This is a genomic window from Verrucomicrobiota bacterium (assembly GCA_016871675.1).
Lineage (GTDB): Bacteria > Verrucomicrobiota > Verrucomicrobiia > Limisphaerales > VHCN01 > VHCN01.
On record VHCN01000077.1, the window covers coordinates 1 to 15,112 of the forward strand.

Annotated in this window: 10 protein-coding genes and 1 pseudogene; 2 read left to right on the forward strand and 9 right to left on the reverse strand. The window is 67.6% G+C overall.

The features are described from left to right. Window positions 1–2,474, reverse strand: a 2,474-nt coding sequence (locus FJ386_13240) for a dehydrogenase (GenBank protein MBM3877657.1), incomplete at its 3' end; no start/stop codon positions are given. A 112-nt stretch (window positions 2,475–2,586) separates the two neighbouring features. Here FJ386_13240 and FJ386_13245 point away from each other — a divergent pair. Then, window positions 2,587–3,783 carry a DUF1624 domain-containing protein gene (locus tag FJ386_13245; protein MBM3877658.1) on the forward strand — a complete coding sequence of 399 codons (1,197 nt, stop codon included), beginning with the start codon at window positions 2,587–2,589 and terminating at the stop codon, window positions 3,781–3,783. On the opposite strand, the gene FJ386_13250 is transcribed toward FJ386_13245, so the two are convergent. The 3 genes from FJ386_13250 to FJ386_13260 form a co-directional block, all read right to left on the reverse strand. Continuing rightward, window positions 3,774–4,856 (reverse strand): DNA replication/repair protein RecF, encoded by a 1,083-nt coding sequence (locus FJ386_13250; protein ID MBM3877659.1) that lies wholly within the window; start codon window positions 4,854–4,856, stop codon window positions 3,774–3,776. The genes FJ386_13245 and FJ386_13250 overlap by 10 nt on opposite strands. Before the next feature lie 35 nt (window positions 4,857–4,891). Beyond that, window positions 4,892–5,599, reverse strand: a complete 708-nt coding sequence (locus tag FJ386_13255; GenBank protein ID MBM3877660.1) for a hypothetical protein — start codon at window positions 5,597–5,599, stop codon at window positions 4,892–4,894. Window positions 5,600–5,680: 81 nt separating this feature from the next. Beyond that, complete coding sequence (locus FJ386_13260) at window positions 5,681–7,435, reverse strand: arylsulfatase (protein ID MBM3877661.1); 1,755 nt, start codon at window positions 7,433–7,435, stop codon at window positions 5,681–5,683. Between the two features lie 117 nt (window positions 7,436–7,552). Here FJ386_13260 and FJ386_13265 point away from each other — a divergent pair. Beyond that, a pseudogene (locus tag FJ386_13265) lies at window positions 7,553–7,753 on the forward strand (prepilin-type N-terminal cleavage/methylation domain-containing protein). Window positions 7,754–8,381: 628 nt separating this feature from the next. Here FJ386_13265 and FJ386_13270 read toward each other — a convergent pair. The 5 genes from FJ386_13270 to FJ386_13290 all read right to left on the reverse strand — a co-directional run bounded on the left by FJ386_13270 (window position 8,382) and on the right by FJ386_13290 (window position 14,571). Next, complete coding sequence (locus FJ386_13270) at window positions 8,382–9,482, reverse strand: hypothetical protein (protein ID MBM3877662.1); 1,101 nt, start codon at window positions 9,480–9,482, stop codon at window positions 8,382–8,384. A gap of 327 nt (window positions 9,483–9,809) precedes the next feature. Then, window positions 9,810–11,489 carry an L-lactate permease gene (locus tag FJ386_13275; GenBank protein MBM3877663.1) on the reverse strand — a complete coding sequence of 560 codons (1,680 nt, stop codon included), beginning with the start codon at window positions 11,487–11,489 and terminating at the stop codon, window positions 9,810–9,812. Between the two features lie 66 nt (window positions 11,490–11,555). Next, window positions 11,556–12,125, reverse strand: a complete 570-nt coding sequence (locus FJ386_13280; protein MBM3877664.1) for a DUF4126 domain-containing protein — start codon at window positions 12,123–12,125, stop codon at window positions 11,556–11,558. A 110-nt stretch (window positions 12,126–12,235) separates the two neighbouring features. After that, entirely contained in the window at window positions 12,236–13,627 is a 1,392-nt protein-coding gene (locus tag FJ386_13285; GenBank protein MBM3877665.1) for a hypothetical protein, read from the reverse strand. Beyond that, on the reverse strand, window positions 13,624–14,571 hold the full coding sequence (locus FJ386_13290; GenBank protein ID MBM3877666.1) for a TIGR01777 family protein: 948 nt from the start codon (window positions 14,569–14,571) through the stop codon (window positions 13,624–13,626). Before FJ386_13290 ends, FJ386_13285 begins: the two co-directional genes overlap by 4 nt. Window positions 14,572–15,112: the final 541 nt, after the last annotated feature.

Below are 15,112 nucleotides of genomic sequence, written 5' to 3' on the forward strand. Positions count from 1 at the left end.
GAGAGCTGCTGGTCGGGCGCGAGCTTCGCCTTCGCGAGCACGCTCGCGGCGGCGCTGCGGACGAGCATCGGCTTGGCGCCGTCAAGGTTCGCGCAGAGGAAGTCGAAGAGCGGTTCCTCGACGGTCGCGAGCGCGGGCGCGGCGGAGAGCGCGTCGAGGCGCACCGCGGCGGCGGCGGATTCCGCGCGGCCCACCTGCGCGAGCGCGTCGGCGAGCGCGGCGTGGGGCTGCTTGGGCTGCGGCATCGCGCGCACGGTGGCGACGGCCTGGCGGACAAGTTCGGCGTCGGGCTCGGCGAGCGAGAGCGCGAGCTCGGTGTGCCAGCGCGGCGGCGTTTCCTTGAGCCCGGAGGCCGCCATCGCGCGGAGCGCGAGCGCGCGCGATTCGGCGGGGAGGATTTCGTTGCGCAGGCTGGCGGCGAGGAGTTCCTGGATGTCGGGCGACTTCGCGAGCGAGGCGAGCTGCGATTGAAGGTCCGCGCGCTCCGGCTCGTGAAGTGCGCCGGCCGCGAGCCGCTGGCGGAGGAGGTTCGCGACTGCGCCGCCCCATTCGGCATGGCGGCCGACAATCCACGAGGCGGTTTGCTTGAGCACCGGATCGCGTGACGTGAGCAACGGGACGACGGTCTCGGGCTTGAGCCCCGCACCATCCATCTGGTCAAGGGCAAGCAATGCGGCGCGGGAGAACCGGACAGGTTGCGGCTTCTCGCTTTCACCGCAGGGCAGCGGCAGGAACGGCGCCCCACCGATGCGCGTGGCCGCGCCCCACACGGCCTCGCGGTCGCCGATCTCGATCATGGCGAAGATGAGCGAGTGCTCGAGCACGCGCGCGGCGTCGGTGAGTTCGGGCTTCGAGCCGCGGACCCGATTGGCCGCGGCGAGCAGCGCGGGCACGGCGGATTTGTCGCCGATGCGGCCGAGCGCCTCGGCCGCGGCGCGCGCGCGCGCGTCGTCGCTCTCTTCGAGGAACGATTGGAGCCGGCCCACCGCCGCGGGGTCGCGCCAAAGCGCGGCGACGTGGATGGCGGCGTGCCGCACGGTGGCGTCGGCGTCGTTCAACGCGAAGCGGACCGCTTCGCGCGCGGGCCTGCCCTCGATGCGGGAGAGGGTCCAAACCGAGTTGAGGCGCGCCGCTGGCGGAGCCTTCACCAACACTTCACGCAGAAGCGGAACGGCGTCCTTCCCCTTCTTCGCAAGCTCGCGCACGGCGCGTTCGCGGACGAAGAGGCGCTCGTCGGCGAGAAGCTTCGCGAGGTCGGCGGGTTTCATCGTGTCCCACGCGAGCTTGAGCCCGCGCGGGTCGTCGTGCGTCGCCGCGCCGGTGCGGCGGACGCGGTAGATGCCGCCGAGCACGTCGGGCTTGGCGATCTGCGACGTGGGGCAACAAATCTTATACCAGCCGCCGGTGTCCACCACGAGCACGCTGCCGTCGGCGTCCTCCTGCACGTCGGTCGGGTGGAAGTCCACCTGGTCGGAGGTGATGAAGTCGGAGTCCTTCGTCTTGAATGTGGCGCCGTCGGGCACGAGCTGGTGGCGGACGACCTTGCGGAGGTTGAAGTAGCAGGCGAGCAGGTTGTCGCGCCAGTCGTCGCCGAACACGCGCGAGTCGTAGGTCGTGAGGCCGCACGGCGCGGATGCACCTGAATGATGCAGCACGGGCATGAGGTCGCCGGTGCGCTTGTGGCCCTCGATGGCGTCCTGCGCCTTGCCATAGACGCCGCCGTAAATGGCGTGGATGAGCCCGTCGCGTTTGCCGCCGCCGGGCTGCTGGAAAAACGTGGTGCTGAAGATGCGCTCGCCCGCGGCGGTGAAGGTGATGTCCACGGGATTGTCCATGCCGCCGGTCATCACGGGTTCGAGTCCGGTGCCGTCGGCGCGCGCGCGGAAGAAGTGCGAGGCGCGCGTCTTGAAGGGCCTGCCGTTGGGCAGCGTGTGGTGTTGTTCGGCGAACGCGCCCTTGGCCCAGTAAATCCAGCCGTCGCGCCCGAGGAACGGCCCGTGCAGGTCGTTCGCGCAGCCGGTGAGCGTCTTGCCGTCGAACCACACCTCGCGCTTGTCGGCCACGCCGTCGCCGTCGGTGTCGGTGAGCTTCCAGATTTGCGGCGGCGCGGCGACGTAGAGCGAGCCGTCGTGGAACAGCGCGCCCTCGGGGAACATCATCTTGTCGGCGAACACCGTCTGTTTGTCGGACTTGCCGTCGCCATCGGAGTCCTCCAGACGCAACACGCGGTGGTCCTTCCGCTCGTATTGCGTCGGGCCCTTGTCGCTCGAACCGGACGAGTCGGTGACGTAAAGGAAGCCGCGGTCATCGAAGGCGACCGAGATGGGGCGCGTGACGAGCGGCGCGGCCGCGACGAGATTCACCTCGAAGCCGTCGGGCACGGTGAGGATGTGCTCGCCGTATTTGAACTGCGCGGCGGGCGCCGCGCCGGCGAAAGCGGCCGCGAGCGCGGCGAGGATGAGGACGGGCTTCATGGTCGCGGAGAATGACGGACCGGGGCAGAGCGGGCAAGGAGAGTGTTCGACACCGCGCCGCGCAGATCGCCGCTGACATTCGCGGAGATTTGAAGTTCAGTTGCGCCGACCCATGAGCGACGCCAACCCGCCCGCACCCGCGCCGGCGCGGCTCGAATCGGTGGACTTGCTGCGCGGGATCATCATGGCGCTGATGGCGCTGGACCACACGCGCGGGTGGTTTTCGGAGGCGACCTTCTACCCGCTCGACCTCGACAAGACCAACGTGCCGCTCTTTCTCACGCGGTGGGTCACGCATCTGTGCGCGCCGGGGTTCATCTTCCTCGCGGGCGCCGGCGCGTTTCTTTCAACGCTTCGCGGAATGGATCGCCGGGGGCTCTCGGTGTTTCTCATCACGCGCGGATTGTGGATCGCGCTGCTCGAAGTGACGTGGGTCCGATGTCTCGGGTGGACATTCAACTTCGATTACCACTTCGTCGGGTTGAGCGTGCTGTGGGCCATCGCGTGGTCCTTGGTCGTGCTCGGTGTGCTGGTCTGGCTTCCGGTGCGGTGGATCGCGGTGTTCGCGGTGGGGATGATCGCGACGCACAACCTGTTCGACCACGTGAAGCCCGCGGACTGGGGCGCGCTGGGCTGGCTGTGGAAAGTGCTGCACAGTCCGGGCGGGATCACTCCCGCGCCCGGCTTTCACATCGCGGTGGGGTATGTGCTTGTGCCGTGGATGGGCGTGATGGCACTGGGCTTCGCCGTCGGCGCGCTGTGGCAAAGGCCCGCCGACGAGCGGCGCAAGTGGCTCTTCTGCATCGGCGCGGGGATGACCGTGGTGTTCTTCGCGCTGCGGTTCACGAACGGGTATGGCGACACCCACGCGTGGTCGCCACAGAAGAACGCCGTCTTCACGTTCTTCTCGATGATCCACTGCGAGAAGTATCCGCCGTCGTTGCTTTTCCTGCTCATGACGCTCGGCCCGCTGTTGATGTCGCTCGCGTGGCTCGAGCGCGGGACGCCCCGGCTCCTGTCGCCGCTCATCGTGTTCGGCCGCGTGCCGCTGTTCTATTACCTGCTGCACCTGCCGCTGCTGCACGGCGCGGCGGTCCTCGTGGCGCAGGTGCGTTTTGGACGGTCCGACTGGCTCACGACGAACCAGATGCCGGGCGTGCCGCCGACACCGGTCCCGCCGGAGAACGGCTTCGGACTGCCGGGGGTTTACCTTGTGTGGGTCGCCGCGCTTCTCGTGCTGTGGCCGTGCTGCAAGTGGTTCGCCGACTTGAAGCAGCGGCGGCGCGGGAAGTGGCTGAGTTACCTCTGAGCCGCCAGCGTGCCCTGGCTGACTTCCCAGCGTCGAAGGCGCGCGCCGAGTTCGGTCGGCCAGCTTTCGGCCGTGCAGGTCATGAAGACCTGACCCCGCGCGTGGTCGGCGCGCTCGAGCAGCGGCAGCAATCCGGCGCGGCGTTTCGCGTCGAGCTCGCCCATCACGTCATCGATGAGCAGCACGGGAGGGGTGCCGTGGATGCCGGTGAGATACTCGGCCTGCGCCATCTTGAGCGCGAGGGCGAGCGTGCGCTTCTGCCCCTCGCTCGCGAACTGCGCCGCGGGCTGGTCGTTGATGAGCAGGCGCAAGTCGTCGCGGTGCGGGCCGACGAGCGTGGAGCGGAACGCGCGCTCGCGTTCGCGGGATTTTCCAAGCTCGACGAGAAAGTCAGCCTTTACCCCCGGATGATAATCGAGGCGCAGTTCCTCCGCGGCGTCCGCGGCGATGCGCCGGAACGCGAGGCGCGCGAGCGGCGAGATGCGCGGGATGAGCTCACGCCGGAGCCGGATGAGTTCCTGCCCCGCGGCGATGAGTTCCTTGGTGAAACTGTCGAGCGCGGCCTCGTCGGGCGCGCGCTGCTTGAGCAGGGAGTTGCGCGAGCGCAACGCGGCCGCGTAGCGCTGGAGCAGCGGGAGATACGGCCCGTGCGTTTGCGCGAGCAGGAGGTCGAGGAAACGCCGGCGCCCGCGGCCGGTGCCCTTCACAAGCAGCAGATCCTCGGTGCAGAACACCACGGCGCGAAGCGTTCCGAGGTAGTCGGAGAGCTTCTTCACGGGGCGCGCGTCGAGCGAGAGTTTCCGCTCGGCCACGGACCAGTAGAGCTTGATGTCGTGCCCGCGCTGCCCGACGACGCGCGCGCCGACGAAGTGGCCCTTCACGCCGTGCCGCGTCATCTGCGCGCCGCCGACGCCCCGGAAGGAGCGCAGCGTGGCGAGCAGGTAGATCGCCTCGAGGATGTTTGTCTTGCCCTGCGCATTGCCGCCGAGCAACAGGTGGAAGCCGGGCTCGAAGTCCGCGTCGAGCCGCGCGTAGTTGCGGAAGTCGCGGAGTCGAAGATGCGCGAGATGCACGGCGGGGCGAAGGTTATCGCGGGGCCGCCGGATGTTCAAAGGCCGGACGGCAGCTTCGGCTTGCGGGCGGGGGGCGGGATGCTGAACAGCGGGCGCATCTCCTCGAGCTTGTCGGCGAGCGAGAAGCTCACGCCCATCGCCAGGTAGACGAGCGAGGCGATGGCATTCATGTTGGCGTCCATCTCGCTCGCGGCGGCGATGCGGCCCTTGAAGCAGCGGTTGACGAGCTGGAGGTCGGAGTAAAGTTCGTCGAGGCCCTTGAGTTCGAGGTCGGGCGTGCCGCCTTCGCGAAACGCGTAGAATTGCTGGATGAGATACGCGCCCGTGGTGCGGAAAATCGTCTCCTCGACCGAGGCGAAAGGCAGGTGGAACCGCGCAAGGCCCTTGAGCCGCGAAAGGATGGGGCAGGCGCTCGTGGCCATCATCAGCCCCATCACCGAGCGGAGCGCGGTCTGCACGTCGGTGCGCTTGACGTAGGCGCGCTCCGGGGTGCGGACTTCCACGTCCACATTCTGGTAGGAGAGGATGCTGCGGAACGTGGTGATGATGGGCTCGATGTCGAGGGCGACAGGGCAGTGGCGGAAATTCTCCTTCGCAAGCGGGCAGTTGTCGCACTGCTTGAACTCGAGCTTCGCCCAGAAGGGATGTTCCCGGGCGTCCGCCTGCGAGTCGAAGGCCCTGTCCAAGTCCACCCGGAACAGGAACGACCTCCCGTCATCAAGCTGCAGCGAATACTCAATCACGACGCGCGGAGGTTAGCAGTGGTGCGGGTTGATGGCACGAAGTCTTTTCAATCGCAGCCCTCACAACGGGGGCGGCACGACTCACTCAAGGCCCTGCTTCGCGGCTTTCGCCTTCTTCGCGGCGGCGGGCGGGTTCAGCTCGCCCCACGGAACGACGCCGGCGCGCGCGGCCCACGCGTCGTAGGCCGCGGCGAGTTCCCGTGCCTTTGCGCCGTTTGCCGCGGCGACGTCCCGCGTCTCGGTGCGGTCCGTGTCCATGTCGTAAAGCTCCCACTCGCCGCGGAATTTGGAGACGAGTTTCCAGCGGCCATCGCGGACGGCGCGGTTGCCCTCGTGTTCCCAGAAGATGGGGTTCTTGCGCGCGACGGGTTCGCCGCGGAATGCAGCGGCGAGGCTCACGCCTTCCATTGGCTTGATGGGTTTGCCGTCACGTTCGGCCGGATACTTCGCGCCCGCGAGGTCCACGCACGTGGCCATCAAGTCAATGAGGTGCGCGGGTGTGTGCGTGAGTTTTTCGTGTTGCGCCGCGGCGATGCCGCGCGGCCAATGGGCGATGAGCGGCGTGCTGATGCCGCCCTCGTGGACCCAGTGTTTGTATTCGCGGAAGGGCGTGTTGCTCACGTTGGCCCATTCGCGGCCGTAGCCGATGTAAGTGTCGGCCGGGCCGGGCATCACGCCGTAACCCTGCCGGACGGGAAACCCGTCGCGCGTCTGCCTGGGCGTGCTGCCGTGCTGGAGGAAGTCCGGCGAAAGCGGCTCGAGCGTCGGCTTGTCGGCGCGGGGCTTGAACTCGCCGGCGCGGCCCATGAGTTCCGCGCAGCCGCCGTTGTCCTGCAGGTAGAGCACGAGCGTGTTCTCGAACTGCCCCTGCTTCTTCAACGCGGCGACGATGCGCCCGATGCCCTCGTCCATGCTCGCCACCATCGCCGCGTAGACTTCCATGCAGCGCGTCTCGAACTCGCGGTTCTTCACCGTGCTCCAGTCGCCGACGGTCGGCGTCGGCGTCCAGCGCGGGTCGAGCAGGCCGAGCTGCCTTTGCTTCGCGAGACGGGCGAGGCGGGTGGCGTCGTAGCCGGCCTCGTAACGGCCGCGATGTTTTGCGATGTCCGTGTCGCGCGCGTGCATCGGCCAGTGCGCGGCCGTGTAGGCGACGTAGAGGAAGAACGGACGGTCCGCCGCGCGCTGCTTGTGGTCCGCGATGAACCGCGCCGCATGGTCGCTGATGGCGTCGGTGTAATAATACGCGCCGGCCGGCTTGTAGTCCGTGTCGTTGAAGGCGGTGATCAGCCGGTTGTCGCGCACGAGCGAGCTTGGGTCCCAGAAACTTCCCGCGCCGTGAATGGTCCCGTAGAAGCGGTCGAAGCCGCGCTGCAAGGGCCAGTTGTGCCGGTCGGCGTCGGACTTCGGGTCGGTGGCCTTGGTCACGTGCCACTTGCCGGTGGCGTAGGCCGAGTAGCCCGCGGGCTTGAGCGCCTCGGCGATGGTGACGCAGCTCCGGCTCAGCTCGCCGCGATACGCGTCGCGGCCCTTGTCCTCCATCATGTGCCCGATGCCGGCCTGGTGCGGGTAAAGGCCGGTGAGCAGCGCCGCGCGCGTGGGGCAGCACCGCGCCGTGTTGTAGAACTGCGTGAAGCGCAGCCCGCCCGTCGCGAGCGCGTCGAGGTTGGGCGTGGGAATCTCGCCGCCGTAACAGCCGAGGTCCGACCAGCCCATGTCGTCGGACATGATGAGCACGATGTTCGGCCGGGGCGCGGGCTCCGCGGCAGGGAGTGAATTCGCGGAAGGGCAAAGCGCCGCCAACGCGGCGAGGACGAAACCTGAAACGTGCAAACGCATGGACATTGAGACGGCGAATTCGCGTGACGAGTTACGCAAGGAGCGGCTCGCGGGTGGAGAGAATGCGTTTGACCGAATTGCCGCGCCCGGTAGGTTTGGGACAAATCATCCGCGACCATGAACCTGCGTTCCATCCCGGCAGCCATCCGCACGCTGGCCTTCACCCTCATCGAATTGCTGGTGGTCATCGCGATCATCGCGATCCTCGCGGGGCTGTTGCTGCCCGCGCTGTCCAAGGCCAAGGCCAAGGGCAAGGCCGCGCAGTGCATCAACAACTGCAAGCAGATCGGCATCGCGAACAAGCTTTACATGGAGGAGCAGGATTCGCGGTTCCCGTGGACGTTCTCGCTCAGCAACACGGCGCCGCAGATGATCCGCACGTCGTGGTTCGGGCACCTGCTGCCTTACTACGGCAACCGGCAGGTGCTCCTCTGCCCGGTGCGCCCGCTCACGGCGCCACGGTTGGTCAACGTGGCCGGCATGCCGGTGGTTTCCCAGGGCGAGGTGCAGTATCCGACGGACGGCACCATCGTGAATTATGCGGCCAATTACCAACTGGGCGGCTCGGACTGGATTGGCGTGCCGTCCTGGCAGATCAAGCCCATCCGCGAGGAGGGCGTGGTCCGGCCCTCGAGCACGGTGCATGTGTCCGATGGCGGCACCAAGGCCACCAACAGCACGAACCCGGAACTCTCGGTGAACGACCGGTCGATCGAGAAACCCGGCTCGTGGATCCTGCCGGATCCCGGCTCGAACGTGGCGGGCTCGCAGGGCGCGGTGAATCCCGGCGATCCGAACTGGGGCGGCCAGCATCTCCGGCATCAAACGCGCAGCACGGTGCTCTTCGTGGATGGCCACATCGAGGCGCTGAAGAACGTCTGGTATTACACCGGCACTCCGTGGCTCAACCCGGCGCGCGGCGGGCCGTGACGCGCGCAGACGGCGCCTAAGTTCCCTTGCGTCGAAGCACCACGACCTCGACAGGCTTTTCGTCCGGGTAGATGGACTTGAGATCCTCGAGCGTCATCAACACCCACGGCTCGCGCGAGCTGCCGCCGTTCTTCGTGAAGAGCGTGTCGTCCGCGACGTAGACGGCGGAGTGAAGCACATCCTTGCCACCGCGAACGAAGAGGAAAATGTCGCCGTAGCTCGGCTTGCCTTCCACGCGGTGATAGTCGGCGTCCACCGTCTTGCGGAACTCGTCAAAGCCGCCGTAGCTGACCGAAACCGGATCGTTGAAGAAGTTGAGCGAGGTGTAGTGGCAGTCGGGCATCGAGGGGCCGCGCGTGTCGGCCGGCTGCGGATACGTGTAGAGCCGCTTGCGGGCGAAGGGCGGCAGCAGATGGGCGATGTCCAGGTCGCCGCCGTCGGGCAATTGAGCCAGCGACTGCAGGAGCGGCTGGAGGTCCTTCGCGCGGCCGGCCTTGCCCCAGTAATTCACCAGCGGGGTCACGTCCGCTCCCGGCCTCACGTGCAGCGACATGAGGACGGTCGAGCGGCGCGTGAGCGTCTTGACGAGCCGGATGCGCTCCGCGACGGAGCTGAGTTGCGGCAGGACCTCCGGCAGGTCGGAAAACAGGATCGACGACCCGCGCCGGTAGAAGAGCTGGCGGACCAGTTTCTCGTTCGCGGCCGAGAGGCCGGAGTTCGCCATCCAATCCGACAGCCCGTTGCCGCGAAACGAATACGGGAACGCCTGGGTGAAATTCTCGGGGAATCCGGAAAGCACCGAGTAGATGTAGGCGCGCGACTGGGGGCTGAGTTCCAGCACGAGCTCGCGCGAAGGGATCACCACCACGGCATTCGTGGTCCGCTCCCATCGCGCCCCGTCGAGCACAGACCGCAACTGCAACGGGGTTAGCGTGGCGTGCCGGAACAGGTTCCGCACCTCTTCCTCGGTGTGGCCGCGAAAAAACCAGCGCGTCTCGTCCTGCACGATCTGGTGCGCAGTTACGAAGTGGTCCGGCATCTCGATGTTGATGCGGACATACTGGATCTCGCCCCACGGGCCGGGCTTGCCGAACAGCACCCGCTTGGTTGAACGCACCTCGCCTTCAAGCCGCTGGCCCGTCGCCGGCCGCTTGGAGATGGCCTTCTAGCCGAGGTAGCCGATGAGGGCGAATCCGCAAACCGCCGCGGTGAGTCGCAACGCCTGCGCAGGGCCGCGACGGGGCGGCGCGGAACTTCCCGCGCCGGGAACGGCTTCGGCGGCCTGCGTCTCGTTGGTGGAACGGAGTTTCAAGCGTGTGACAGTGCGCTGATCCGGCGGGAGCCAGTAGGGCTCGATGCGGTGGGCTAGACGGACCTCGGCTTGGCCGGGATTCAAAGAAACTCGGCGCCGGCGGCGGGGACCGGCCGGCGGCTTCGCGGCGAGTCACTGCACGACCATGGAGGTGAACGGCGCGACGCGGGCTTGCAGGAACACCAGCAGGCCGACGAGCGCCGCGAGCGCGATGCTGTGGAAGAACACGTAGCGCAGGATCGCGCCTTCGTGGCCATACCAGTTTGTCGCCGTGCTTGCCACGACGATGCTCTGCGCGTCCACCATCTTGCCCATCACGCCGCCGGTGCTGTTCGCCGCGCACATCAACACCGGGCTCACGCCCGTCTGCTCCGCCGTGATCCGCTGCAGGCTCCCGAAGAGGACGTTGCTCGCCGTGTCGCTCCCTGTCAGCGCCACGCCGAGCCACCCGAGCAGCGTGCCGAAGAACGGATACAGCGAACCCGTCTGCGCCAGCGCGAGGCCGAGTGTCGCGTCGGTGCCGGAATACTTCGTCACATAGCCGAGCGAGAGCATCGCCGCGATGGTGATGAGCGAGAAGCGCACGCGCACAAGCGTGAGCCAGTAGTGCCGCGCGAGTTCCGCCGGCTTGAAGCCCAGCAACAGTCCCACGAGCAGCGCGGTGACGAGAATCCCCGTGCCGGTGGCGGAGAGCCAGTTGAGGACGAACACCGCTTCCTCGGGCTTGGTCGGCTTGTCGGGCGTCGGCACCGGCACGACGGGCGGCGTGCGCTGGACGACGTTGTGCAGCCCGGCGACCTCGAACGTCGGCGCGGACACCGCGTTCAGGCTCTTCTTCACTTGCGGCAAGCCCCACGCAAACACGATCACGCTCAACAGAATCCACGGCATCCACGCCTGCCGGAGCCGTTTCGCGTCGTGGCGCGCGGGGGCACCCTGCTCCAAAGGTTGCGGTTTCGCCGCGTCACCGGCGGCGGCTTCCGGCTTCCAACCGTCGGCCGGGCGCCAGAACCTCAGCAGCACCGCCAGCGCCGCGAGCGAACACATCGAGGCGACGATGTCGACGAGCGATGGCCCGTGAAAGTTCGACACGAGAAACTGCGGCACCGCAAACGCCACGCCCGCGGTGAGCGCCGCCGGCCACACGCCCAGCATCGCGCGCCAGCCCGCGTAAGCCCACACCACCCAGAACGGAACCAGCACGGAAAAAAACGGCAGTTGCCGGCCCGCCATTTGCGAGAGCTTCAGTTCGTCGAGCCCGCTGACCTTCGCCAGCGTGATGATCGGCGTGCCGAGCGCGCCGTAGGCCACCGGCGCGGTGTTCGCGATGAGCGAGAGCCCGCACGCTTGCAGCGGCTTGAAGCCGAGTTGCATCAGGATCGCGGCCGTCACGGCCACGGGCGTGCCGAAGCCCGCCGCGCCCTCGAAGAACGCGCCGAACGAGAACGCGATCAGGATCACCTGCACACGGCGGTCCGGCGCAAGGACGGCCAGGTGGCTTCGCAGCACATCGAACAACCCGCGCTCGACCGTGAGTTGATAGAGGAAGATCAGGTTGAGAATGATCCACCCGATGGGGAACAACCCGTAGGCCGCGCCGTAAACCGCCGTGGCCGTCGCCGCCTTGAAGGGCATGTGATAGGCCGCGAGCGCGACCACGAATGCCACCGCGAGCCCGGTCAACGCCGCGAGATGGATGCGAACTTCAAACCACGCGATCGCGCCGAGCAACACCACGACCGGCAGCGCGGCGACGAGCGTGGAGATGACGGCGTTCCCGAGCGGGTTGTAAACCTGGAGCCAGTGATCCATGCGGCGAAATGCTGCACGGAGGAAACCGGCCCGACGCACGCTTGTCGAGCGCCGAGAAGCACCGGTTCACGCCGGCACCGCCTGCACCGGCGCGCGCCGACGGAACATCCGCCACAACAGCCAGCCGAATCCCGCAACCGCGAGCACCGCGAGCACCGGCGCAACGATTGCCAGCACCGAGGCCGCCACGGAGCCGGCGGCTTCGGCGGTCGCCACGATGGGATTCGCGAGCCCGCCCGTGGTGACCGTGGACGCGGCGCGCGTCGTGACCGTCGCCGCCTGCACAACCCCGGCCGCGCCGCCACCGGCGACGAGCGCGAGCGTCCACTTCAGGAACGGGCTCAAGTCGCCCACCATCGCCGCCATCACCACCGCGCCGGCCACACACGCCGCGGGGGTGGAAAGCGTGTCGAGCAGGTTGTCCAGCCACGGCACGTAATACGCCGTGATTTCCAGCGCCGTCGCCACGGCGAATCCGATCAGCGCGACATCCGAACTCATCCACTCGAAGCCGGGGGCGAGCTTCAAGTGCCCCGCCTTCGCCGCGATGCTGATGATGAGCGGCGGCACGAACACGCGAAACCCGCACGCCGCCGCAAGGCCGATGCCCACAAGGATGCTCAGAAGTGTTTCCATGGTCAGATTTGTTTTCTGCGGGAAGAACACGCCGCCGCCGACGCCGGTTGCACTTTCCCGCAACCGTGTTCGTCCTGCCGCCCGGCCTCGAACGCACGCGATTCAACGTGTCAATGCGCCGGCCCCGGCGTTTCTTCCGCGAGCCGCTTCACGTGATTCAGCACCCGCAGGTGGATGCGGTGGATGATGAAGTCCGACCACGCCTGCCAGTAGCCGACGGGCCACATGTGATGCCGATACCACGTGGTGCCTTCGAGGCGCGTGCGGCCGCCCGGCAGCGGTTCGAGCCGGAACTGCCCGCCGCTCGATGCAAGGAAGCCGTCGAGATGCGGTGGGTGGATGTTGCGATACGGCGTCCACTCCTGCATCGGCGCGGGATTCTGGGTGACGGCGAACTTGAGCAGCCGCGGCTCGTCCCACACCTCGATCGGCTCGACGAACGGCCCGGTCGAAAACACGCAGTGCCGGACCGCGCCGACGCCGCGCCCATGAATCTCCGCGCGCATCGGATACGCCACGCCCGCGCGAAACAGGAACTCCGTGGGCGGCGGCAGTTCGGAAAAAGTCACCACATGCTCCCACACGCGTTCCGGCGGGGCGTTGACTTCGACGGCGCTGGTGACTTCGAGCAGCGGGGCGAGCGGCTGCTCGAGCTTCTCGACACCCAAAACAACGGGGACTGCCAGCACCGCAGCGCACATCACGCGCCCGGACTCGCGCCGCCACGAACCGGCCTGGATGACGTAGCCGACCATTGCGCCAAAGAGCACGAGCACCGCCGCAAGCGGCGCGGCCATCACCAGGCAAATGATCCCCTCGAACGCGACCGCGAGCAATCCCACCGACGCGATGAACGCTGCAAGCACGGCCACGAGCATGCACTCCGCGAGATTTCGACGCTCCCGCATCCCATGGACCAGCACCGAGGCCAGCCCCATCACGAACGGCACGCCGACGAAAAGACCCCAACCATACTGGCGGAGCGCGCCCGCGCCGAGCGCCGTCGCCCCGATCGCAAGCGCCGTGGACACCGCCACGCCCATCACGGCGCTCCCCAGCATGCTGCGCGGCACCAGCCGCTCAAACCACCGCGGGGCGCGATGCCCCGGAAGCGGCGGCGGCTCGACGGCGCGGGGCAGGATCGACAGCGCCACGAAGAAAAACCACTTCAACAGCGGCACCACAAACATCACCACCATCCACAACGGCCACTTCAGCGAGCGGAGCCGCCTCAATGAAAGCACCACGCCCGTCCACAGGAATGGCAGCGCCATCGCGAGCAGCACGAGTTGCTGCGCCCTCGATTCCAGCAGCGTGACGATCGCCGCCGGTCCGGTCGCGCTGAAGTAATTCAGGACATGAATGTCTGTGTCGAACCACACACGAAACACGATGCGGTCGAGGTTGAACTTGATCGCCGTCAGCAGCAGCCCCCAGAACAAGTAGGCGCCACGGTCCACTTCGCCATCCCATCGCCAGAGGTCGGAGAGTTTCGGTTTCATGGGTCAGCCCTTTGGTTCAGGTCATACAGGGCCGGGAGCAACTCCGGGTAGCGGAATTCAAAACCGGCCTTGAGCAGCTTCCCAGGCAGCACGCGCCGGCTCTTGAGGATCAGCTCCGTCTCCGTGCGAAGAAAGAACGCGCCGGCTTCGAGCATCCACCGCGTCGCCGGCAGGCCGAACGGCGCGCCCGCCACCTCGCGAAACGCGCGCATCCACTCGTGGTTCGGCACCGGATTCGGACTCGCGAGATTCACCGGGCCGCCCAAGTCGTCGCGCCCGATGATGAACGCCACCGCGCGGCAGAAATCCTCCTCGTGCAACCACGAGACGAATTGTTCACCGCCGCCCATCCGCCCGCCGAGGCCAAGCCGCGCGAGGCGGCGGAGCACCGGGAACACGCTGTTGCGCCCAAGCCCGAGCGCGAGCGTTGTGCGCAGCGCGACGCGGCGCGTGTGCGGCGTCTTCGCAGCGTTCAACGCGGCCTCCCACGCATGGATGATCTCGAGCGAGAACGCGTCCTTCGCCTCCGCCGTCGCGGCGAAGTCCGTGCCCGACTCGTCCCACGCCGGGCCAAGCGTGTGACGGTAGATCGTGGCCGAACTCGCGTTGAGCCACACGCGCGGCGGTCGGTTGCAATTCGCGATGGCCTCGCCGATGGCGCGGGTCGGCTTCACGCGCGAATCCACGAGCAGCCGGCGGTTCGCCGCGGTGTAGCGGCAATCCACGCTCTTGCCGGCGAGATTGATGACGGCCTCCGCGCCGTCCAGCTCGCGGGACCAATCGCCGCGGGTCTCGCCATCCCATGCAACCTGTCGCACCGGGCCCTCGCGCGCGGGTTCGATGCGTCGCGTGAGCACCACGACTTCCCAGCCCCGTGCAAGGAAGTGCCGCGTGAGCGCCTGCCCGAGAAACCCACTGCCGCCAGCAAGAATGATCCGGTTCATGCCACCACCTCCATCCGGCCGCGCGCGAGCCACTCGTGTTCGACGCCCCGCATCAACAAGGCGTTGTCCAATTCGACCGACCCGCGCGGGAACACCGACTCGTCTTCAAACAGGCTCGACTCGACCCGCTCGACAGCAAGCGGTTCAACGCGCCACGAGCCGCACATGAGTTCGAGGCCGTCACAGGCGCAGGGCGCGCACACCTGGAGACCCGCGATCTGGGCGCGGGGCGACCATCCGACCGCGCCCCGGCGAAAAAACTCCGATGCCTCGTCGAGCGCCTTGAAAACCGATCCTCGCGGAAACGCCTCCGCGATGCGCGCCGCGACGCGCACGAACACGGCGCCGTCGCTGCTGTTCAACTCCACCTTGAAGCGCCGGTCCGATTCCCAGACCTTGAACGTCGCCGCGTGGTGAACGCCCGGGAACACCCGTCCGCCTGCAAGCCGGTGGAGCATCGACGCCGTGTCCCGGCGCGGGATGAACACACCTTCGCGGGTGACGCCGCCTTCATCCCACTCGACCGCGATGCGGTGCGCCG